This is a genomic window from Pseudomonas saudimassiliensis (assembly GCF_000939975.1).
GTDB lineage: Bacteria > Pseudomonadota > Gammaproteobacteria > Pseudomonadales > Pseudomonadaceae > Halopseudomonas > Halopseudomonas saudimassiliensis.
Genome location: NZ_LK391969.1, coordinates 3,057,318 through 3,071,390, shown reverse-complemented (window position 1 = coordinate 3,071,390; position 14,073 = coordinate 3,057,318). Strand labels below are relative to the sequence as shown.

16 protein-coding genes are annotated in these 14,073 nt (G+C 62.6%); 6 read left to right on the top strand and 10 right to left on the bottom strand.

Features of this window, described 5'->3' with window-relative positions; all coding sequences use genetic code 11:
* Positions 1-51: 51 nt before the first annotated feature.
* From VG99_RS14080 to VG99_RS14070, 3 genes are all read left to right on the top strand, one after another.
* Positions 52-282, top strand: a complete 231-nt coding sequence (locus tag VG99_RS14080) for a DUF2970 domain-containing protein (protein WP_044500982.1) — start codon at positions 52-54, stop codon at positions 280-282.
* 346 nt (positions 283-628) lie between these two features.
* Complete coding sequence (locus VG99_RS14075; RefSeq protein ID WP_044500980.1) at positions 629-2,287, top strand: nitrite/sulfite reductase; 1,659 nt, start codon at positions 629-631, stop codon at positions 2,285-2,287.
* Positions 2,271-2,765, top strand: coding sequence for a DUF934 domain-containing protein (locus VG99_RS14070; RefSeq protein ID WP_044500978.1), 495 nt, complete (start codon positions 2,271-2,273; stop codon positions 2,763-2,765). Before VG99_RS14075 ends, VG99_RS14070 begins: the two co-directional genes overlap by 17 nt.
* A gap of 20 nt (positions 2,766-2,785) precedes the next feature.
* Here VG99_RS14070 and alkB read toward each other — a convergent pair whose 3' ends face one another.
* Genes alkB through sohB form a run of 3 tightly spaced genes read right to left on the bottom strand, consistent with a single transcriptional unit; the run spans position 2,786 to position 5,485 of the window.
* A complete protein-coding gene (gene alkB / locus VG99_RS14065; protein WP_044500976.1) occupies positions 2,786-3,463 on the bottom strand; it encodes a DNA oxidative demethylase AlkB in 678 nt (225 codons plus the stop codon).
* A 6-nt stretch (positions 3,464-3,469) separates the two neighbouring features.
* Positions 3,470-4,456: a YhdH/YhfP family quinone oxidoreductase gene (locus VG99_RS14060; protein WP_044500974.1), complete on the bottom strand. Its 987-nt coding sequence runs from the start codon at positions 4,454-4,456 to the stop codon at positions 3,470-3,472.
* Between the two features lie 9 nt (positions 4,457-4,465).
* Positions 4,466-5,485, bottom strand: coding sequence for a protease SohB (gene sohB, locus VG99_RS14055; protein ID WP_044500971.1), 1,020 nt, complete (start codon positions 5,483-5,485; stop codon positions 4,466-4,468).
* 204 nt (positions 5,486-5,689) lie between these two features.
* Here sohB and VG99_RS14050 point away from each other — a divergent pair, with 204 nt between their 5' ends.
* The gene (locus VG99_RS14050; RefSeq protein ID WP_044500969.1) at positions 5,690-6,004 is read left to right on the top strand and encodes an SCP2 sterol-binding domain-containing protein; all 315 of its coding nucleotides are present in this window, start codon (positions 5,690-5,692) and stop codon (positions 6,002-6,004) included.
* 199 nt (positions 6,005-6,203) lie between these two features.
* Positions 6,204-6,971 (top strand): SDR family oxidoreductase, encoded by a 768-nt coding sequence (locus VG99_RS14045; RefSeq protein WP_044500967.1) that lies wholly within the window; start codon positions 6,204-6,206, stop codon positions 6,969-6,971.
* Between the two features lie 42 nt (positions 6,972-7,013).
* Here the strand turns inward: VG99_RS14045 and VG99_RS14040 are convergent, their stop codons facing one another.
* The 7 genes from VG99_RS14040 to VG99_RS14010 form a co-directional block, all read right to left on the bottom strand.
* On the bottom strand, positions 7,014-7,658 hold the full coding sequence (locus tag VG99_RS14040; protein WP_044500966.1) for a hypothetical protein: 645 nt from the start codon (positions 7,656-7,658) through the stop codon (positions 7,014-7,016).
* A gap of 17 nt (positions 7,659-7,675) precedes the next feature.
* Positions 7,676-8,509 (bottom strand): NAD(+) diphosphatase, encoded by an 834-nt coding sequence (gene nudC / locus VG99_RS14035; RefSeq protein ID WP_044500964.1) that lies wholly within the window; start codon positions 8,507-8,509, stop codon positions 7,676-7,678.
* A 4-nt stretch (positions 8,510-8,513) separates the two neighbouring features.
* On the bottom strand, positions 8,514-10,163 hold the full coding sequence (locus VG99_RS14030; RefSeq protein ID WP_044500962.1) for a FimL-related protein: 1,650 nt from the start codon (positions 10,161-10,163) through the stop codon (positions 8,514-8,516).
* 40 nt (positions 10,164-10,203) lie between these two features.
* A complete protein-coding gene (locus tag VG99_RS14025) occupies positions 10,204-11,016 on the bottom strand; it encodes a crotonase/enoyl-CoA hydratase family protein (protein ID WP_044500960.1) in 813 nt (270 codons plus the stop codon).
* Between the two features lie 103 nt (positions 11,017-11,119).
* Positions 11,120-11,854 carry a DNA polymerase III subunit epsilon gene (gene dnaQ / locus VG99_RS14020; protein ID WP_044500957.1) on the bottom strand — a complete coding sequence of 245 codons (735 nt, stop codon included), beginning with the start codon at positions 11,852-11,854 and terminating at the stop codon, positions 11,120-11,122.
* Positions 11,847-12,308: a ribonuclease HI gene (gene rnhA / locus VG99_RS14015; protein ID WP_044500955.1), complete on the bottom strand. Its 462-nt coding sequence runs from the start codon at positions 12,306-12,308 to the stop codon at positions 11,847-11,849. Before rnhA ends, dnaQ begins: the two co-directional genes overlap by 8 nt.
* Positions 12,308-13,078, bottom strand: a complete 771-nt coding sequence (locus VG99_RS14010; RefSeq protein ID WP_052508816.1) for a class I SAM-dependent methyltransferase — start codon at positions 13,076-13,078, stop codon at positions 12,308-12,310. The genes rnhA and VG99_RS14010 overlap by 1 nt, the downstream gene beginning before the upstream one ends.
* A gap of 75 nt (positions 13,079-13,153) precedes the next feature.
* Between VG99_RS14010 and gloB the strand changes: the two genes are divergently transcribed.
* Entirely contained in the window at positions 13,154-13,933 is a 780-nt protein-coding gene (gene gloB / locus VG99_RS14005; protein WP_044501669.1) for a hydroxyacylglutathione hydrolase, read from the top strand.
* The last annotated feature ends 140 nt before the right edge of the window (positions 13,934-14,073 follow it).

The following is a 14,073-nucleotide window of genomic DNA, read 5'->3' as shown; positions in this document are numbered from 1 at the left end:
TCGAGCCGGCTGACGGACCTGGTCCCAGCCGCGCCAGCGAGCGAGGCAGCGATGACCAATAACAAGAAAGATGAACAGCAGGGCCAACCGCGGATGCGCCGGCGGGACATGATCAGCACCGTTCTGTTCGGTGCCCTCGGGGTGCAGAGCAACAAGGCCAGGGAGCGGGATTTCACCCATGGCAAGCCTAGCCACTTCATCTACTTCGGGATTGGCTTCATGCTGGTGTTCGTGCTGGTGCTGGTGGGTATCGTCAAGCTGGTTACCCACCTGGCAGGTTAATGCTGGCTGATCCAGAACACCGCAGCAGCGACCGCGATCAAGATCAGCGCCACCGCCGCCAAGGCATCGAGGGCGCTGTTTTCGTCACCACCGGTGTGGATATCGTCATGGTCCATGTCTGTTCCTCTTGTTTTGAAATGGGAATCATCTGTCGGTACAGTTAAGTCCAGGTCGCCTAAATTCACAAGTTATACATCATCCAGCCCCTGTTATTCGATCTAAGCATATAAATAAACATTCCTTTTAAGCATAAAGAAAAACTGATATTGTCTGCGCGCTTCCTTGGGCCACGCCGGGTTGTGCATCCGTAGTCACGGGCAGTCATGCCCTACAACAGGTTGTCAGAATGTATATTTACGACGAGTACGATCAACGCATCGTCGAGGACCGCGCCAAGCAGTTCCGCGATCAGGTACGCCGCTACCTCGCCGGCGAATTTTCCGAAGCGGAGTTCCTGCCGCTTCGCCTGCAGAACGGTCTGTATGTCCAGCGCTACGCCCCGATGCTGCGTATTGCCGTTCCCTACGGCGTGCTGTCCGCTGAGCGCCTGCGCAAGCTGGCCTACATTACCCGTCACTATGACAAGGGTTACGCGCACATCACCACGCGCCAGAATATCCAGCTGAACTGGCCCAACCTGGAAGACGTGCCGGATATCCTGCAGGAGCTGGCATCGGTCCAGATGCACGCCATCCAGACCAGCGGCAACTGTATCCGCAACACCACCACCGACCAGTTCGCCGGCGTGGCTGCGGATGAGCTGATCGACCCGCGGCCCTGGTGCGAGATCGTCCGTCAGTGGTCGACGTTCCACCCGGAATTCGCCTTCCTGCCGCGCAAGTTCAAGATTGCCATCAACGGCGCCGAAGAAGATCGCGCCGCCATCGGCGTGCACGACATCGGCCTGAACGCCGTGCGCAATGAAGCCGGGGAGCTGGGCTTCCAGGTGCTGGTCGGTGGCGGCCTGGGCCGCACACCCATGGTCGGCGCGCAGATTCGCGCCTTCCTGCCCTGGCAGCACCTGCTGACCTACCTGGAAGCCATCCTGCGTGTGTACAACCGCTATGGCCGCCGGGACAACAAGTTCAAGGCCCGGATCAAGATCCTGGTCAAAGCACTGACGCCCGAGGTCTTCGGCGAGAAGGTCGAAGCCGAATGGCAGAACCTCAAGGATGGCACCGCCACCCTGACCGAGGCCGAACTGCAGCGCGTTGCCAAATACTTCGTCACCCCGGAACTGGAAAGCTTCCCGGGCGACGACGCCGGCTATCTGGACAAGCGTGGCAGTGACAAGGGTTTCAGCAACTGGGCCAGCCGCAACGTGCACCCGCACCGCGCGCCCGGCTACGCCGCCGTGACCCTGTCCCTGAAACCCAACGCCGTGGCGCCCGGTGACATCACCGCCGAGCAGCTGGATGCCGCAGCGGACCTGGCCGACCAGTACAGCCTGGGTGAGATCCGCTCCACCCACTACCAGAACCTGGTGTTGCCCTACGTGCGCCAGCAGGATCTGTTCGAGCTGTGGCAGAAAGCCAAGGAAATGGGCTTTGCCACCCCGAATATCGGCCTGCTGTCAGACATCATCTGCTGCCCGGGTGGCGACTTCTGTTCATTGGCCAACGCCAAGTCCATCCCGATCGCCGAATCCATCCAGGCCCAGTTCGATAACCTCGACTACCTGTACGACATCGGCGAACTGGAACTGAACATCTCCGGCTGCATGAACGCCTGTGGTCACCACCACATCGGTCACATCGGCATCCTCGGTGTGGACAAGAAAGGTGAGGAGTTCTACCAGGTGTCCCTGGGTGGCAAATCCGGCCGTGACGCGGCCATCGGCAAGATCCTCGGCCCCTCCTTCGCCGCCGACCAGATGCCGACCGTGGTGCAGAAGTTGATCGATGTTTACATCGAGAACCGCACCCCGGAAGAGCGCTTCATCGACACCTACGAGCGCATTGGTATAGCCCCGTTCAAGGAGCGTGTGTATGCGGCAGATAATTAAGAGCAATCAGGTCGTCCCGGATACCTGGGAGCTGCTGCCCAAGGACGCGACGCTGGAACAGTTGACCAACGCCGGGGACATCATCGTCCCGCTAGCCATGTGGCTGGAGCACGCCCACGCGCTGAAAGCCCGTGACGGGCGCCTGGGCGTCTGGCTGGATGCAGACGAGGAAGCAGAAAGCATCGCCGATGACCTCGAACATTTCGCGGTCATCGCCTTGAACTTCCCGGTCTTCAGTGACGGGCGCAATTACTCCAACGCCCGCCTGTTGCGCGACCGCTACCAGTACCAGGGCGAGCTGCGCGCCATCGGCGACGTGTTGCGCGACCAGCTGTTCTTCATGCGCCGCTGCGGCTTCGATGCCTACGCCCTGCGCGAAGACCACGACCCGCATGCCGCACTGGCCAGCCTGAACGACTTCTCCGAGGTCTATCAGGCGGCGACGGATCAGCCCCTGCCGCTGTTTCGGCGGCGTTGATCAGATAAAAAACCGGACGCTCAGGCGTCCGGTCTGCTTTTCACCCGATGACGCGCCTTGCGCAGCGTCAGATTGATCCGCTGCCGGCCGAGTTGCGGATGCGGCATATCCCCCACCGGCAACACCCCGTGAAACCGCATCCGGTCTACCCCGCCCCAGACCACCACGTCTCCATGATTGAGCACCGTCCTGGCCGGGCGGTCGGAGCGCTGGTAGCCACCGAACAGGAAAGTCGCGGACATGCCCAGGGACACCGAGACGATGGGCGCGGCCAGGTCGCTTTCATCCTTGTCCTGATGCAGGCCGAGCTTGGCACCAGGCAGGTAGCGGTTGATCAGGCAGGTGTCGGGGACAAAGTGGTCGAAGCCGGCCTCCGCGGCGGCACGCTGGGCCAGCTCGCGAAAGCTCTCAGGCATGGCGGGCCAGGGTTGGCCGCTGCCGGGGTCGATGGTGCTGTAGCGATAACCCTGTTCAGCGGCTATCCAGCCCAGGTCGCCACAGGTGGTGCTCTGCACGGACATCCGCCGCCCGCCCCGGGTGCTCATCTGTCGAAACGGTGCCTGGCGCTCGATGGCCTCCAGCGCCGGGAGTAACTGGTCGAGCCACGGCAGGGCGTAGCCGGGGAAGATGAACGCCTGCTCGCCCATGGCTATGCGCTGCCCCGGCTGCGCCTCGTTGAACAGATCGAGCGTGCTCATCGCCCGTCAGCCAAGATTGACCACGGCGCGGCCGACCATGCCGCCGGCAAGAATGGTCTCGATATAGTCCGGCAGCGCGTCCAGGGTAATTTCCTGCTCCAGCTGGCTCAGGTCGGTTTTCCACTGTAGCGACAGCCGATCCCACATGGAGGCCTTGGCGACCAGCGGTTGTTCCACCGAGTCGACGCCCAGCAGGTTGACGTTGCGCAGGATGAACGGGAATACACTGGCCTGGAACTGGCCGCCGGCGGTGAGACCACAACAGGCGACGCTGGCGTCATAGCGCAGGGACTTCACTACATTGAACAGGATATCCCCGCCGACGGTGTCCACCGCTCCCGCCCAGCGCTCGCCCAGGAGCACCTTGCCGGTGCCCGCCTGCAGCTCCTCCCGGCTGAGCACCTCCTTGGCACCCAGGCCGCGCAAAAAATCGACCCGGTCGGCCTTGCCGGTTACCGCGACCACCTCGTGTCCCTGGTGCGCGAGCATGGCGACGGCGATGCTGCCGACGCCACCGGTGGCGCCAGTAACCAATACCGGACCCGAGCCGGGCGTCAGGCCGGCCCGCTCCAGTTTGTCGATACAGAGCGCGGCGGTCAGGCCGGCGGTGCCCAGCACCATGCTCTCGCGCAGGGTCAGGCCAGCCGGACGCTTGAGCACCCAGGCAGCGGGCACCCGAATGTACTGACCAAAGCCGCCCGGGGTGTTCATGCCCAGGTCGTAGCCAGTCACGATAACCTCATCACCCACGGCCAGCTCCGCCACCGAACTGGATTCCACTACCCCGGCCGCGTCGATGCCGGGCGTGTGCGGGTAGCTGCGGGTAACGCCCTTGTTGCCGCTGGCGGACATGGCGTCCTTGTAGTTCAGCGACGACCAGTGCACGCGGATCAGCACCTCGCCAACCGGCAGCTCGGCCAACTGCCGGGTGACGACGCGACGGACGTAGTCACCCTGTTCCTCGGACACCAGTAACGCCTTGAATTCGGACATGACAGCCTCCTACCAGAAACGTTGATTATGCAGCCGGGACGCCCAGGTCAGCAGCACACGATCCAGTGCCGCCGACATGCTGGATGTCAGACGGTCCTGCAGGCGCTTGGGCCGAGCATAGTGCACCTCGAACACGTCAGCCTGACGGATGCGCCGGTTGACGTAGTCATCGCTGGTATTGACCTCGTCGGCCAGGCCGCGCTCCAGCGCTTCGGTGCCGAACCATACCTCGCCGGTAGCCACCGCATCCACATCCAGCACCGGGCGATAGCGGCCGACAAAACGCTTGAACAGATGATGGATATTCTCCAGGTCCTCCTGGAATTTCTCCCGGCCCTTGTCGGTGTTTTCACCGAACATCGTCAGGGTCCGCTTGTACTCGCCGGCGGTGAGCATCTCGTAGTCGACGTCATGCTTCTTCAACACCCGGTGGAAGTTCGGCAATTGGGCGACCACACCAATAGAACCGAGCATGGCGAACGGCGCCACCAGAATGCGATCGGCGATACAGGCCATCATGTAGCCGCCGCTGGCCGCCACCTTGTCGACGCACACGGTGAGCGGCACGCCGGCTTCGCGCACACGGGTAAGCTGCGCCGCCGCCAGCCCATAGGAGTGCACCATGCCGCCACCGCTCTCGAGCTTGACGATCACCTCGTCCTGCGGGGTCGCCAGTTCCAGCACGGCGGTTACCTCATGGCGCAGGTTCTCCAGGGCACTGGCCTTGATATCGCCATGGAAGTTCAGCACAAAGACCTTCTGCCGCTCGGCGCTCTGTTTGGCGCGCGTCTTGAGTTCCTGCTTGCGGGTTTTCTGCAGCGCCTTGAGCGCCGGCTTGTCCAGCACCGCCTGGCCCAGGCGTTCGGTCATACGGGCCAACTGATCGTTCAAGCGGGTCACGGTCAGCGCGCCTTCGCCCTTGCGCTGGCGACCCTTGAGCGAGGCGATCAACAGCAGCACGAACACCACCGCCAGCAGCACCGTCAGCGCCTTTGCGGCAAACATTCCAAACTCGGCCATCCACTCCACAGGCATCTCCAGATGATTCGATTCTATGACTGACCCAAGCATACAGGATCAGCCCGCAACCTAGACAGACGGGCAAGATTCAAACGACCGTATGATTTTTGTTGACAGCTTCCCTGGCCCACCCTACCCTCTGACCAGTTACATCATTCTTGCGTTGCAACGATTGCCGTTGCCCCTATGAAACATCCGATAAAGGAAGAATCCATGACTACCGTTGCTGACATCATCAATAACATGGAAGGCAAGTTCAATCCGGCCGCCGCAGCTGGCCTGGACCTGGTTTTTCAATTCAACATCGAGGATGATTCCAACTTCTACGCCGTCATCAAGGACGGCACCTGCAACGTGCAGCAAGGCGATGCGGAAGACCCGAACGTAACCCTGATCATGGACTCCGAAACGCTGAACGGTGTCATCACTGGCGAGACCGACGGCATGCAGGCGTTCATGGGCGGTAAACTGCGCGCTGAAGGCGACATGATGCTGGCCCTGAAGCTGGGCGAACTCTTCCCGGTCTGATCGCCGTACCCATGAGAAACCGGAGCCTGGCTCCGGTTTTTTTATGCCCGGCGCCGGGCCGGCCGGAATAACCCCTGTTGATTGACGCAACCAATCCACCAACAACACGCTGCCTGATAAGCAACGTCCGTGGTTGGCAGCCCTGGCGCCCTGCATTAGATTGACCCGGAATCGGTAACTTCACTCAAGGACAAGACCCATGCAGAAGACCCAACTGTTCGATCTAGACGGAAAAATTGCGCTGGTAACTGGCGCCAGCCGTGGTATCGGTGAAGCCATCGCCAAGCTGCTGGCCCAGCAAGGCGCCCACGTCATCGTCTCCAGCCGCAAGATCGACGGCTGCCAGGAAGTGGCCGATGCCATCGTCGCCGCGGGTGGCAAGGCTACCGCCCTGGCCTGCCATATCGGCGAGATGGATCAGATCAAGGCAACCATCGAGGCGATTCGTGGCCAGTTCGGCAAGCTGGACATCCTGGTCAACAACGCCGCCACCAACCCTTACTTCGGCAACGTGCTGGACACCGATCTGGATGCATTCCAGAAGACAGTCGACGTGAATATTCGCGGCTACTTCTTCATGTCGGTCGAAGCCGGCAAGCTGATGCGCGAGAACGGCGGCGGCGCGATCCTCAATGTGGCCTCGGTCAACGGCCTGGTTCCGGGGATGATGCAGGGCATCTATTCGATCACTAAGGCGGCGGTGATCAACATGACCAAGGTCTTTGCCAAGGAATGCGCCCAGTTCGGCATTCGTTGCAATGCGCTGCTGCCGGGCTTGACCGACACCAAGTTCGCCTCGGCGCTGGTGAAGAACGACAGCATCCTCAAGCCCGCGTTGCAGCGTATCCCGCTGGGCCGTCCGGCTGACCCGAGCGAGATGGCGGGCACCGTGCTGTATCTGGTGAGTGACGCATCAAGCTACACCACCGGTACCGCCATCAATGTGGACGGCGGCATGCTGTCCTGATGGGCAGGTCCCATCCGGTGCGCCGTGCACGCCCGGGTGGGACTACTCGAACCCCTTCAAGGCGGACAACGCCTGGGGACTCATCGCCACCGGCGATAGTCCGGTCGCACCGATCTCGATAGCGTAGCGGGCACCATCCACTGCGGGCATGAAGCGGATGGCGAAGGCATCGGCATAGAGCCAGTGCATATCCAGCCGGTCCAGCCAGACCCAGGCATCGCGCCATGGCGGCGTAGCATGCGGGGCCCTGCTCTGCGCTGCGGTCTCCCGCTGCTGTTCCAACGCGAGGTAACGCCCGCTGAGCCCGGTCAGGCGATAGCCGTCTTCCAGCCCAAGGGCATGGGCCAGTCCCTGCCAGCGCAGCACCTGCACTTCCAGCTCCCAGAGATCACCTTCGATCGACATCTGCTCGGTGCGGTCGGCGGCGCGCAGGACGGCGTTGTACTTCTGCGGCGCGCTTTCCCGCAGTTCCAGGATGGCGATCTGTTGACCGTCGATGATCGGCCGGAATTGATACAGCTCCCAGGCCACCAGTGCGATGGCCGCGCAGCCGCCCAGCATGGCCAACAGCAGCATGCCCTTGAGCCAGCCGAGCAGCCATTCCAGGCGCCAGCCCAGACGTGCCAGCAGAAACAGCAGCAAGAGTGCGAGGCAGCCCACGAGCACTGCCAGACCAGCGTATTGCATGACGACTCCTTGTCATTTCAAGCCGGGACGGGGGGCTGCGGCTGGCCGGCCAGCCGCGCCAGATAACAGTCGATCAGCCAACGGGAGATGGTGCCCGGGGGTGGTATGGCGGGCAGCTGATGGATGTTCCACCAGTGCGCCTCTTCGATCTCGCCCGGTTGGGGCACGATCTCGCCGCCGGTATAGGTGGCATGGAAACCCAGCATCAGGGAGTTGGGAAACGGCCAGTTCTGGCTACCCAGATATTCAATATGATCGACGGTGACCCCGACCTCTTCCATGACCTCGCGGCGCAGCGCCTCCTCCGCCGATTCGCCGGGCTCGATGAAGCCGGCCAGAGTGCTGAAGAACCCTGCGCGAAAATTCGCTGAGCGGGCCAGCAACACTTCCTCACCGCGGGTGACCAGCACGATGATGCAGGGCGCCAGCTTCGGATATTGCCGATTACCGCAGCCGCTGCACTCCATCGCCCGCTCATCCGCACGGACCTGGGTCGGCTGGCCGCAGCGGCCGCAGAACCGGTGGGTGTCGTGCCAGATATCCAGCTGCTGGGCCACCCCGAGCAGGCGAAAGGTGACATCATCCACCTGCCCCAGCAGGCTGCGCAGCCCATGCCAGGACAGCCCGGGCAGATCGATCTGCTCCCTCACCCGCACCAGCCGGCACGGCTGATCATCCACCAGCCCCAGGGTCAGCTGGTAATCCGCATCGCCGAGGTACCGCGCCATGTCTGGATCATGCAGCAGGTTGCCCTGATACATGGCAAAGGACTGTTCATGGCGGATGAGTACCCAGCCACCGTCCTGGGTTTCAGCGGTAAGCGAGGCGGTGAAGCGGGTGAATCTGTGCACGTTGTCAGGCTCCGACGCCGTAGCCGAGTTCAGCGAGACTGTCCTCGGCCAGACGCAGGACATCACCCGTCCCGACCGATGAGCGTTCTGCCGACTCGAGATAGAATTCGATGCTGGTCAAGGCATCCGCCAGCACCTCCAACTGTTGCGTGTCCGGGACAGCCTGCTGTTCGAGCATCGCTTCGCGGATGAAGCGCGACGCGCTGCGAATGATATTCGCCGCCCGGGTCATGCCCAGGAAGATCAGCCCGCCGCGCACGGCTTCCAGTGTCGCGGGTACATTCAGCAGGTGCATCCGGTCGCTGCCCGATTCGATATAGGCCGTGATGGCCCGCCGGGCCAGGGCCAACCCGGCCTGGGACTCTTCCACCAGGACGATATGTGCTTCCTTGAGTTCGACCGGCCCAGCGACGCGCTCGCCGTCGAGGGCAGCGACCACCTCGCCTTCACTTTCCAGGCGGTTGATCCTGAGCTCCGCATGCAGCACCGCGTCGGCGACCTGCTCAAGCACGCCATTATTGCCGGGCTGCCAACCCTGCAACTGGCCGGCTGCCTGCCGGATCCGCGCCGCGATCTCCTGCAGATCAAGCATCTCCAGCGTCTTCCACAGGCGCTGCAGCGCAGTATCCAAGGTGTCCAGGGACTGGTCCGCATCGCCCGCGTTGCGGGCCAGCAAGTCCAGCAGATCCTTCACGCCGGCGATTTCCTCGTGCAGCGCCTCGGCCACCGAGCGCATGACATCGGCGCCCGGCCCCTGCAGGGCGCCGAAGCTGCGCTCCAGAGTCGCCTCGGTATAGCCCGGGTCCGGCAGATCGAAGGCGCGGCGCACCTCCGCGCCCAGCACACCCCCGGCATCACCCAGGGCAATCAGATACAGCAGATCCCGATACAGCGCCGCACCTTCGGTGCCCTCCTGCCCGGCGACCAGCCGCTTGATCTCACGATCCAGCCGCGCATACAGGCGCTTGCGTTCCATGGTCAGTTGCAAGGGCGCGCCACTGATGGCTTCAAGGGAGGCAGCGGCCACCCAGCACAGGGTGGCCGGCCGATCAGCCAAGCTGGTTTCCAGACGCTGCAGGGCCCGTTGCATCAGGCTCATGCCTGCCGTCGGGCGCTCGTCGCGCAACATACCCAGCAAGCCGATCTGATACATCTGCCGCAAGCGGGAGAAGGTTCGCTTGTCCAGGGGTTCCTTTGCGCCGTCACGCAAGGCCAGGGGCACACGCTGCGGATCGAGCGGGTAGAAATGGCTTTCGGGCAGCGGCGGCGTGTCCGGGCGGTGGGCCCGCAGCTCATTGATGGTCGGCAGCAGCAACTCGGGGCGCTCGGCGCCCTGCTGGCGACACAGGTGCAGGTACCGCTGCAGCAGGAACAGGCTGTTGCACAGCGCCGACAGCGGCTCGTTGCGACTCTCACCCTCGTGCTCCGGAATATCGGTCGCCAGGGCGATCATTTCTTCCAGCAGCAGCGCCGCCCCGTCCAACTCGATCAGGTTGAGCGTACCCCGCAGTTGTTGCAGGCCTTCGATGGCCCGCTGCAGCAAGCTGCCGTTGTGTCTTTCCTCGAGAAATTGCTGTAGCAGATCCTCAACGCCAGCGACACTGGCGAAAAGTTCATCCTTGACAAGATCGAGTGATGTGGCACCAGTTAACATCGCTTCAGTCTCCTTCGTCCCTGCAGTCAGACTGGTACGCTCAATCGGCGAACTCGGCTGGTTTTCTGCTCATATGTGCCGCCATGGCCAGCTTGAGGTCTTCCGACTGGAGCATGGCCGCGTTCCAGGTGGCGATATAGTTCAGCCCATCTGCAACGCTGTGATCACGGCTGTAGCGAATCATTTCCTTGGTTCCGCGAATGGCCAGTGGGGACTTCGCGGCAATCTCGCCGGCAATGGCCATCACGCCTTCGATCAACTGCGCATGATCGGCATAGGTACGATTGACCAACCCCAGCTCCCGCGCCTCGTCACCCATGACAGCGCGACCGGTGTAGGCCAGTTCCCGCATCATGCCATCACCGATAATGTGCGGCAATCGTTGCAAGGTACCGACATCGGCCGCCATCCCCATATCGATCTCCTTGATCGAGAAATGGGCGCTGGCCGTAGCATAACGCATGTCACAGGCGCTGATCAGATCAATCGCACCGCCAATGCAGTAGCCGTGCACCGCGGCGATCACCGGCTTGCGGCATTCCTCGACCGCGTTGAAGGCGGCCTGCAGGCGCAGGATATTACGCCGGATGCGCTCGGCGTTGCGGCCGATGTCCTGCACCATTTCGCCCGCTGCCTGGGCGAGCATCGCCAGATCGATACCCGCGGAAAAATGCTCACCCGCTCCGGAAATGACCACAACGCGAATACTGTCGGTGCGGTCCACCCAATCGAACACCTCGACCATCTCGGTCCAGAATGCCTGGTCCATGGCGTTGGCCTTGGCCGGGCGATTGATCAATACGTGGGCAATGGCGCCCAACTGTTCGACTTTCAGCGACTGGTACTGATGCATCTGCTAGCTCCCTGATATTGTTCTTGATGCCTGCGCCGAGACAAGCTGACAACTATAACAAAGCCTGCTAGCCGCGGTATAACCGTAGCCAGCGCCGTGGCCCTTACAGGGTCTCCGCGACCACTTCCGCAGCCCGCGGCCAGGCGACAAACCCCGCCGCCTTCTCGATCGCCGCCAGACGTTCTTCATGGGCCTGCAGCTCGACAGCGCTGGCATGTATTACCGGCAACGGCGGGCGCGCCGGATCCAGCCGGCGAATTACCCCGATCTCGCCGCCGGCGGTATCGCTGCTGCCCTGGCTGGATAGCAGCAGCGCGGTCTGGCCACCGGTCATGATCAGGTAGACGTCTGCCAGGATCTCGGCGTCCAGCAGGGCGCCGTGCAGATCGCGCTGGGAGTTGTCTACGCCGTAGCGTTTGCACAGCGCATCGAGGCTGTTGCGCTGGCCGGGGTGCTTGTCCCGGGCGAGGCGCAGGGTATCGACGACCGAGCAATGATCCGTTACCTGCCCATGCCGCCCCCCCAGGCGCTGCAGTTCAGCATCAATGAAGCCGACGTCAAACGCTGCGTTGTGGATGACCAGGCGGGCGCCGCGGATGAATTCCATGAAATCATCCACCACCTCGGCAAATCGGGGTTTATCCGCGAGGAAGGCATCACTGATGCCGTGGACGGCGAAGGCGCCCTCTTCCACTTCACGCTCGGGATTGATATAGACGTGGAAGTGGCGCCCGGTCAGGCGCCGGTCCAGCAGCTCCACACAACCGATCTCGATGATCCGGTGGCCCTCACGGACCTCAATACCGGTTGTCTCGGTATCCAGTACGATTTCACGCATCCTGCACTGCCCCTCTGCCCAATACCTGATCCACACCCCGGTTGGCCAACGCGTCGGCCAGGTCGTTTTCCGGATGCCCGCTGTGCCCCTTGACCCAGCGCCATTCGACCTGATGCTGATTGACCAGGGCGTCCAGCTCCTGCCAGAGATCGGCATTCTTTACCGGCTGGCGGCTGGCGGTCTTCCAGCCGCGCTTCTTCCAGTTGGGCATCCACTCGCGGATGCCCTTCATGACGTATTCCGAGTCGGTGGTCAGGATCACCCTGGCCGGCTTCTTCAACGCTTCCAGCCCGCGGATGGCTGCGGTCAGTTCCATCCGATTGTTGGTGGTGTTGAGCTCTCCGCCAAACAACGTTTTCTGGTGCTCACCGAGGCGCAGCAACACGCCCCAGCCGCCCGGCCCCGGATTTCCCTTGCAGGCGCCGTCGGTAAAAATCTCGATTGTGTGACTCATTACTCATTCCGTTTATGTGCCCGCCGGTTGCCGGCAACCAGCGGCGGGAGATGCAGGGCCGGGAAAACGATTCCCCGCTGGCGTCGCGGAGTAAGGCCCAGCGCCTGGCGCCGCGCCAGCAGAAAGTAGAAGCCCCCGCCGGGCATGCGATGCCGCTGACCGAGGACGTCGAGGCGCTGGAGCCGTTCCAGCCAGGCTTGCGATTTGAGGGGCGGAAGATAACATCCATCCACGCGTTTCTCCACCGCAAAACCGAGCAGTTCCAGCCAGTCGGTCAAGCGGGCAGGACTGATGAACCCGGCCTCGCTGAACCAGTCGCGCCCGGCGAAATGGTTGAAGCCCCAACTGCTCCAGGGGTTGAAACCGAATACCAGCAAGTGGCCGCCGGCTCGCACCGCCTGGCCGGCCTCACGCAGCAGGCTGCGCGGCGACAGGCAGAAGTCCAGCCCGTGGTGGAGGATCACCGCATCCAGGGAATGGGGGGCGAAGGGCCACTGGGTTTCCTCCACCGGCAGCACGGCGGGGCCGGCCAACAAGTCCAGTTGCCAGTGATTGCGCAGCACCGAGCGCTGCTGGTCAAGCAGTTCGGCCGCCAGGCCATACTGCACCAGATGCTGACCGAAGCAGGCCGGCAATTCCCGGCGTATCACTTCCCGCTCGGTCTCCAGCAACCAGCGGCCCGGCGGGCTGGCCAGCCAGTCGCGGGCCACGCCCAATAGTCTGAGCAGGTCTTCCTGGCTGATGGAGCGTGACGACTCTGTAATCACCATGGGATCTCCGGGTTGGCCTGGGTCACATTACCTCCTATAAGATACTGACCACCATTCAAGGAAGGTACGATGCCCATGCCACAGTTCATTGCCTTGCCAGCATTCCAGGACAACTACATCTGGCTGCTGCTGGACGAAACCACGCTGCAGGTTGCGGCGGTCGATCCGGGTGATGCCCAGCCGGTGATCACCTGGCTGAGTCGCCATCCGGAATACCAGCTCAGCACCATTCTGCTGACCCATCACCACCGCGATCATACCGGCGGGGTACTGACCCTCAAAGCCGCCACCGGCTGCAAGGTCTGGGGGCCGACGAACGACAGCATCAAAGGCGTCGATCGCCAACTCGAAGACGGTTTCCAGCTGTGCCTGTTCGAACAGGAGATCCAGGTGCTGGCGGTACCGGGCCACACCCTGGATCACATCGCCTACTTCTGCGACCACCCCGAGAACCCCTGGCTGCTCAGTGGCGATACCCTGTTCGCTGGCGGCTGTGGCAGGTTGTTCGAGGGTTCTGCGGAGCAGATGTACGCTTCGCTGCAGCGCCTCGCCGGCCTGCCAGATCACACCACCATATATTGCACCCACGAATATACCCAGTCCAACCTGCAATTTGCCCGGGCGGTAGAACCGGAGAACCTGGATATAAAGGTGCGCCTCGAAGTCGTGGAAGACCTGCGCCGCGCCGGTCGTATCACCCTGCCCACTACCCTGGCCCTGGAGAAGCGCACCAACCCCTTCCTGCGCTGCGACGACGCCCATGTACGGGGCGCCGCGGCAGCCCACAGTGGCAGCATGCCAGACAGCCCGGCACAAACCTTCGCGGCAATCCGCGCTTGGAAAGACACATTCTGAAACAGTCTCTGTGCTAGTATCCGCGCGTGGCCGCAGGGGCATTCGCGCGGATTTCCCCAGCGGTGCGACATAAGGTCCGAGTGCCATTTCCTTGACCCTCCGGGAGAGGCTCCCTAGAATCGGGCAAATTTCAACGGACC

Coding starts and splice junctions, on each gene's coding strand:
- VG99_RS14025 (WP_044500960.1), bottom strand. CDS start 11,016: ATGCATCAGTACCAGTCGCTGAAAGTCGAACAGTTGGGCGCCATTGCC.
- VG99_RS14060 (WP_044500974.1), bottom strand. CDS start 4,456: ATGTCCGAATTCAAGGCGTTACTGGTGTCCGAGGAACAGGGTGACTAC.
- VG99_RS14075 (WP_044500980.1), top strand. CDS start 629: ATGTATATTTACGACGAGTACGATCAACGCATCGTCGAGGACCGCGCC.
- rnhA (WP_044500955.1), bottom strand. CDS start 12,308: ATGAGTCACACAATCGAGATTTTTACCGACGGCGCCTGCAAGGGAAAT.
- alkB (WP_044500976.1), bottom strand. CDS start 3,463: ATGAGCACGCTCGATCTGTTCAACGAGGCGCAGCCGGGGCAGCGCATA.
- VG99_RS14045 (WP_044500967.1), top strand. CDS start 6,204: ATGCAGAAGACCCAACTGTTCGATCTAGACGGAAAAATTGCGCTGGTA.
- VG99_RS14040 (WP_044500966.1), bottom strand. CDS start 7,658: ATGCAATACGCTGGTCTGGCAGTGCTCGTGGGCTGCCTCGCACTCTTG.
- VG99_RS14050 (WP_044500969.1), top strand. CDS start 5,690: ATGACTACCGTTGCTGACATCATCAATAACATGGAAGGCAAGTTCAAT.
- dnaQ (WP_044500957.1), bottom strand. CDS start 11,854: ATGCGTGAAATCGTACTGGATACCGAGACAACCGGTATTGAGGTCCGT.
- VG99_RS14010 (WP_052508816.1), bottom strand. CDS start 13,078: ATGGTGATTACAGAGTCGTCACGCTCCATCAGCCAGGAAGACCTGCTC.
- VG99_RS14070 (WP_044500978.1), top strand. CDS start 2,271: ATGCGGCAGATAATTAAGAGCAATCAGGTCGTCCCGGATACCTGGGAG.
- gloB (WP_044501669.1), top strand. CDS start 13,154: ATGCCACAGTTCATTGCCTTGCCAGCATTCCAGGACAACTACATCTGG.
- VG99_RS14080 (WP_044500982.1), top strand. CDS start 52: ATGACCAATAACAAGAAAGATGAACAGCAGGGCCAACCGCGGATGCGC.
- VG99_RS14030 (WP_044500962.1), bottom strand. CDS start 10,163: ATGTTAACTGGTGCCACATCACTCGATCTTGTCAAGGATGAACTTTTC.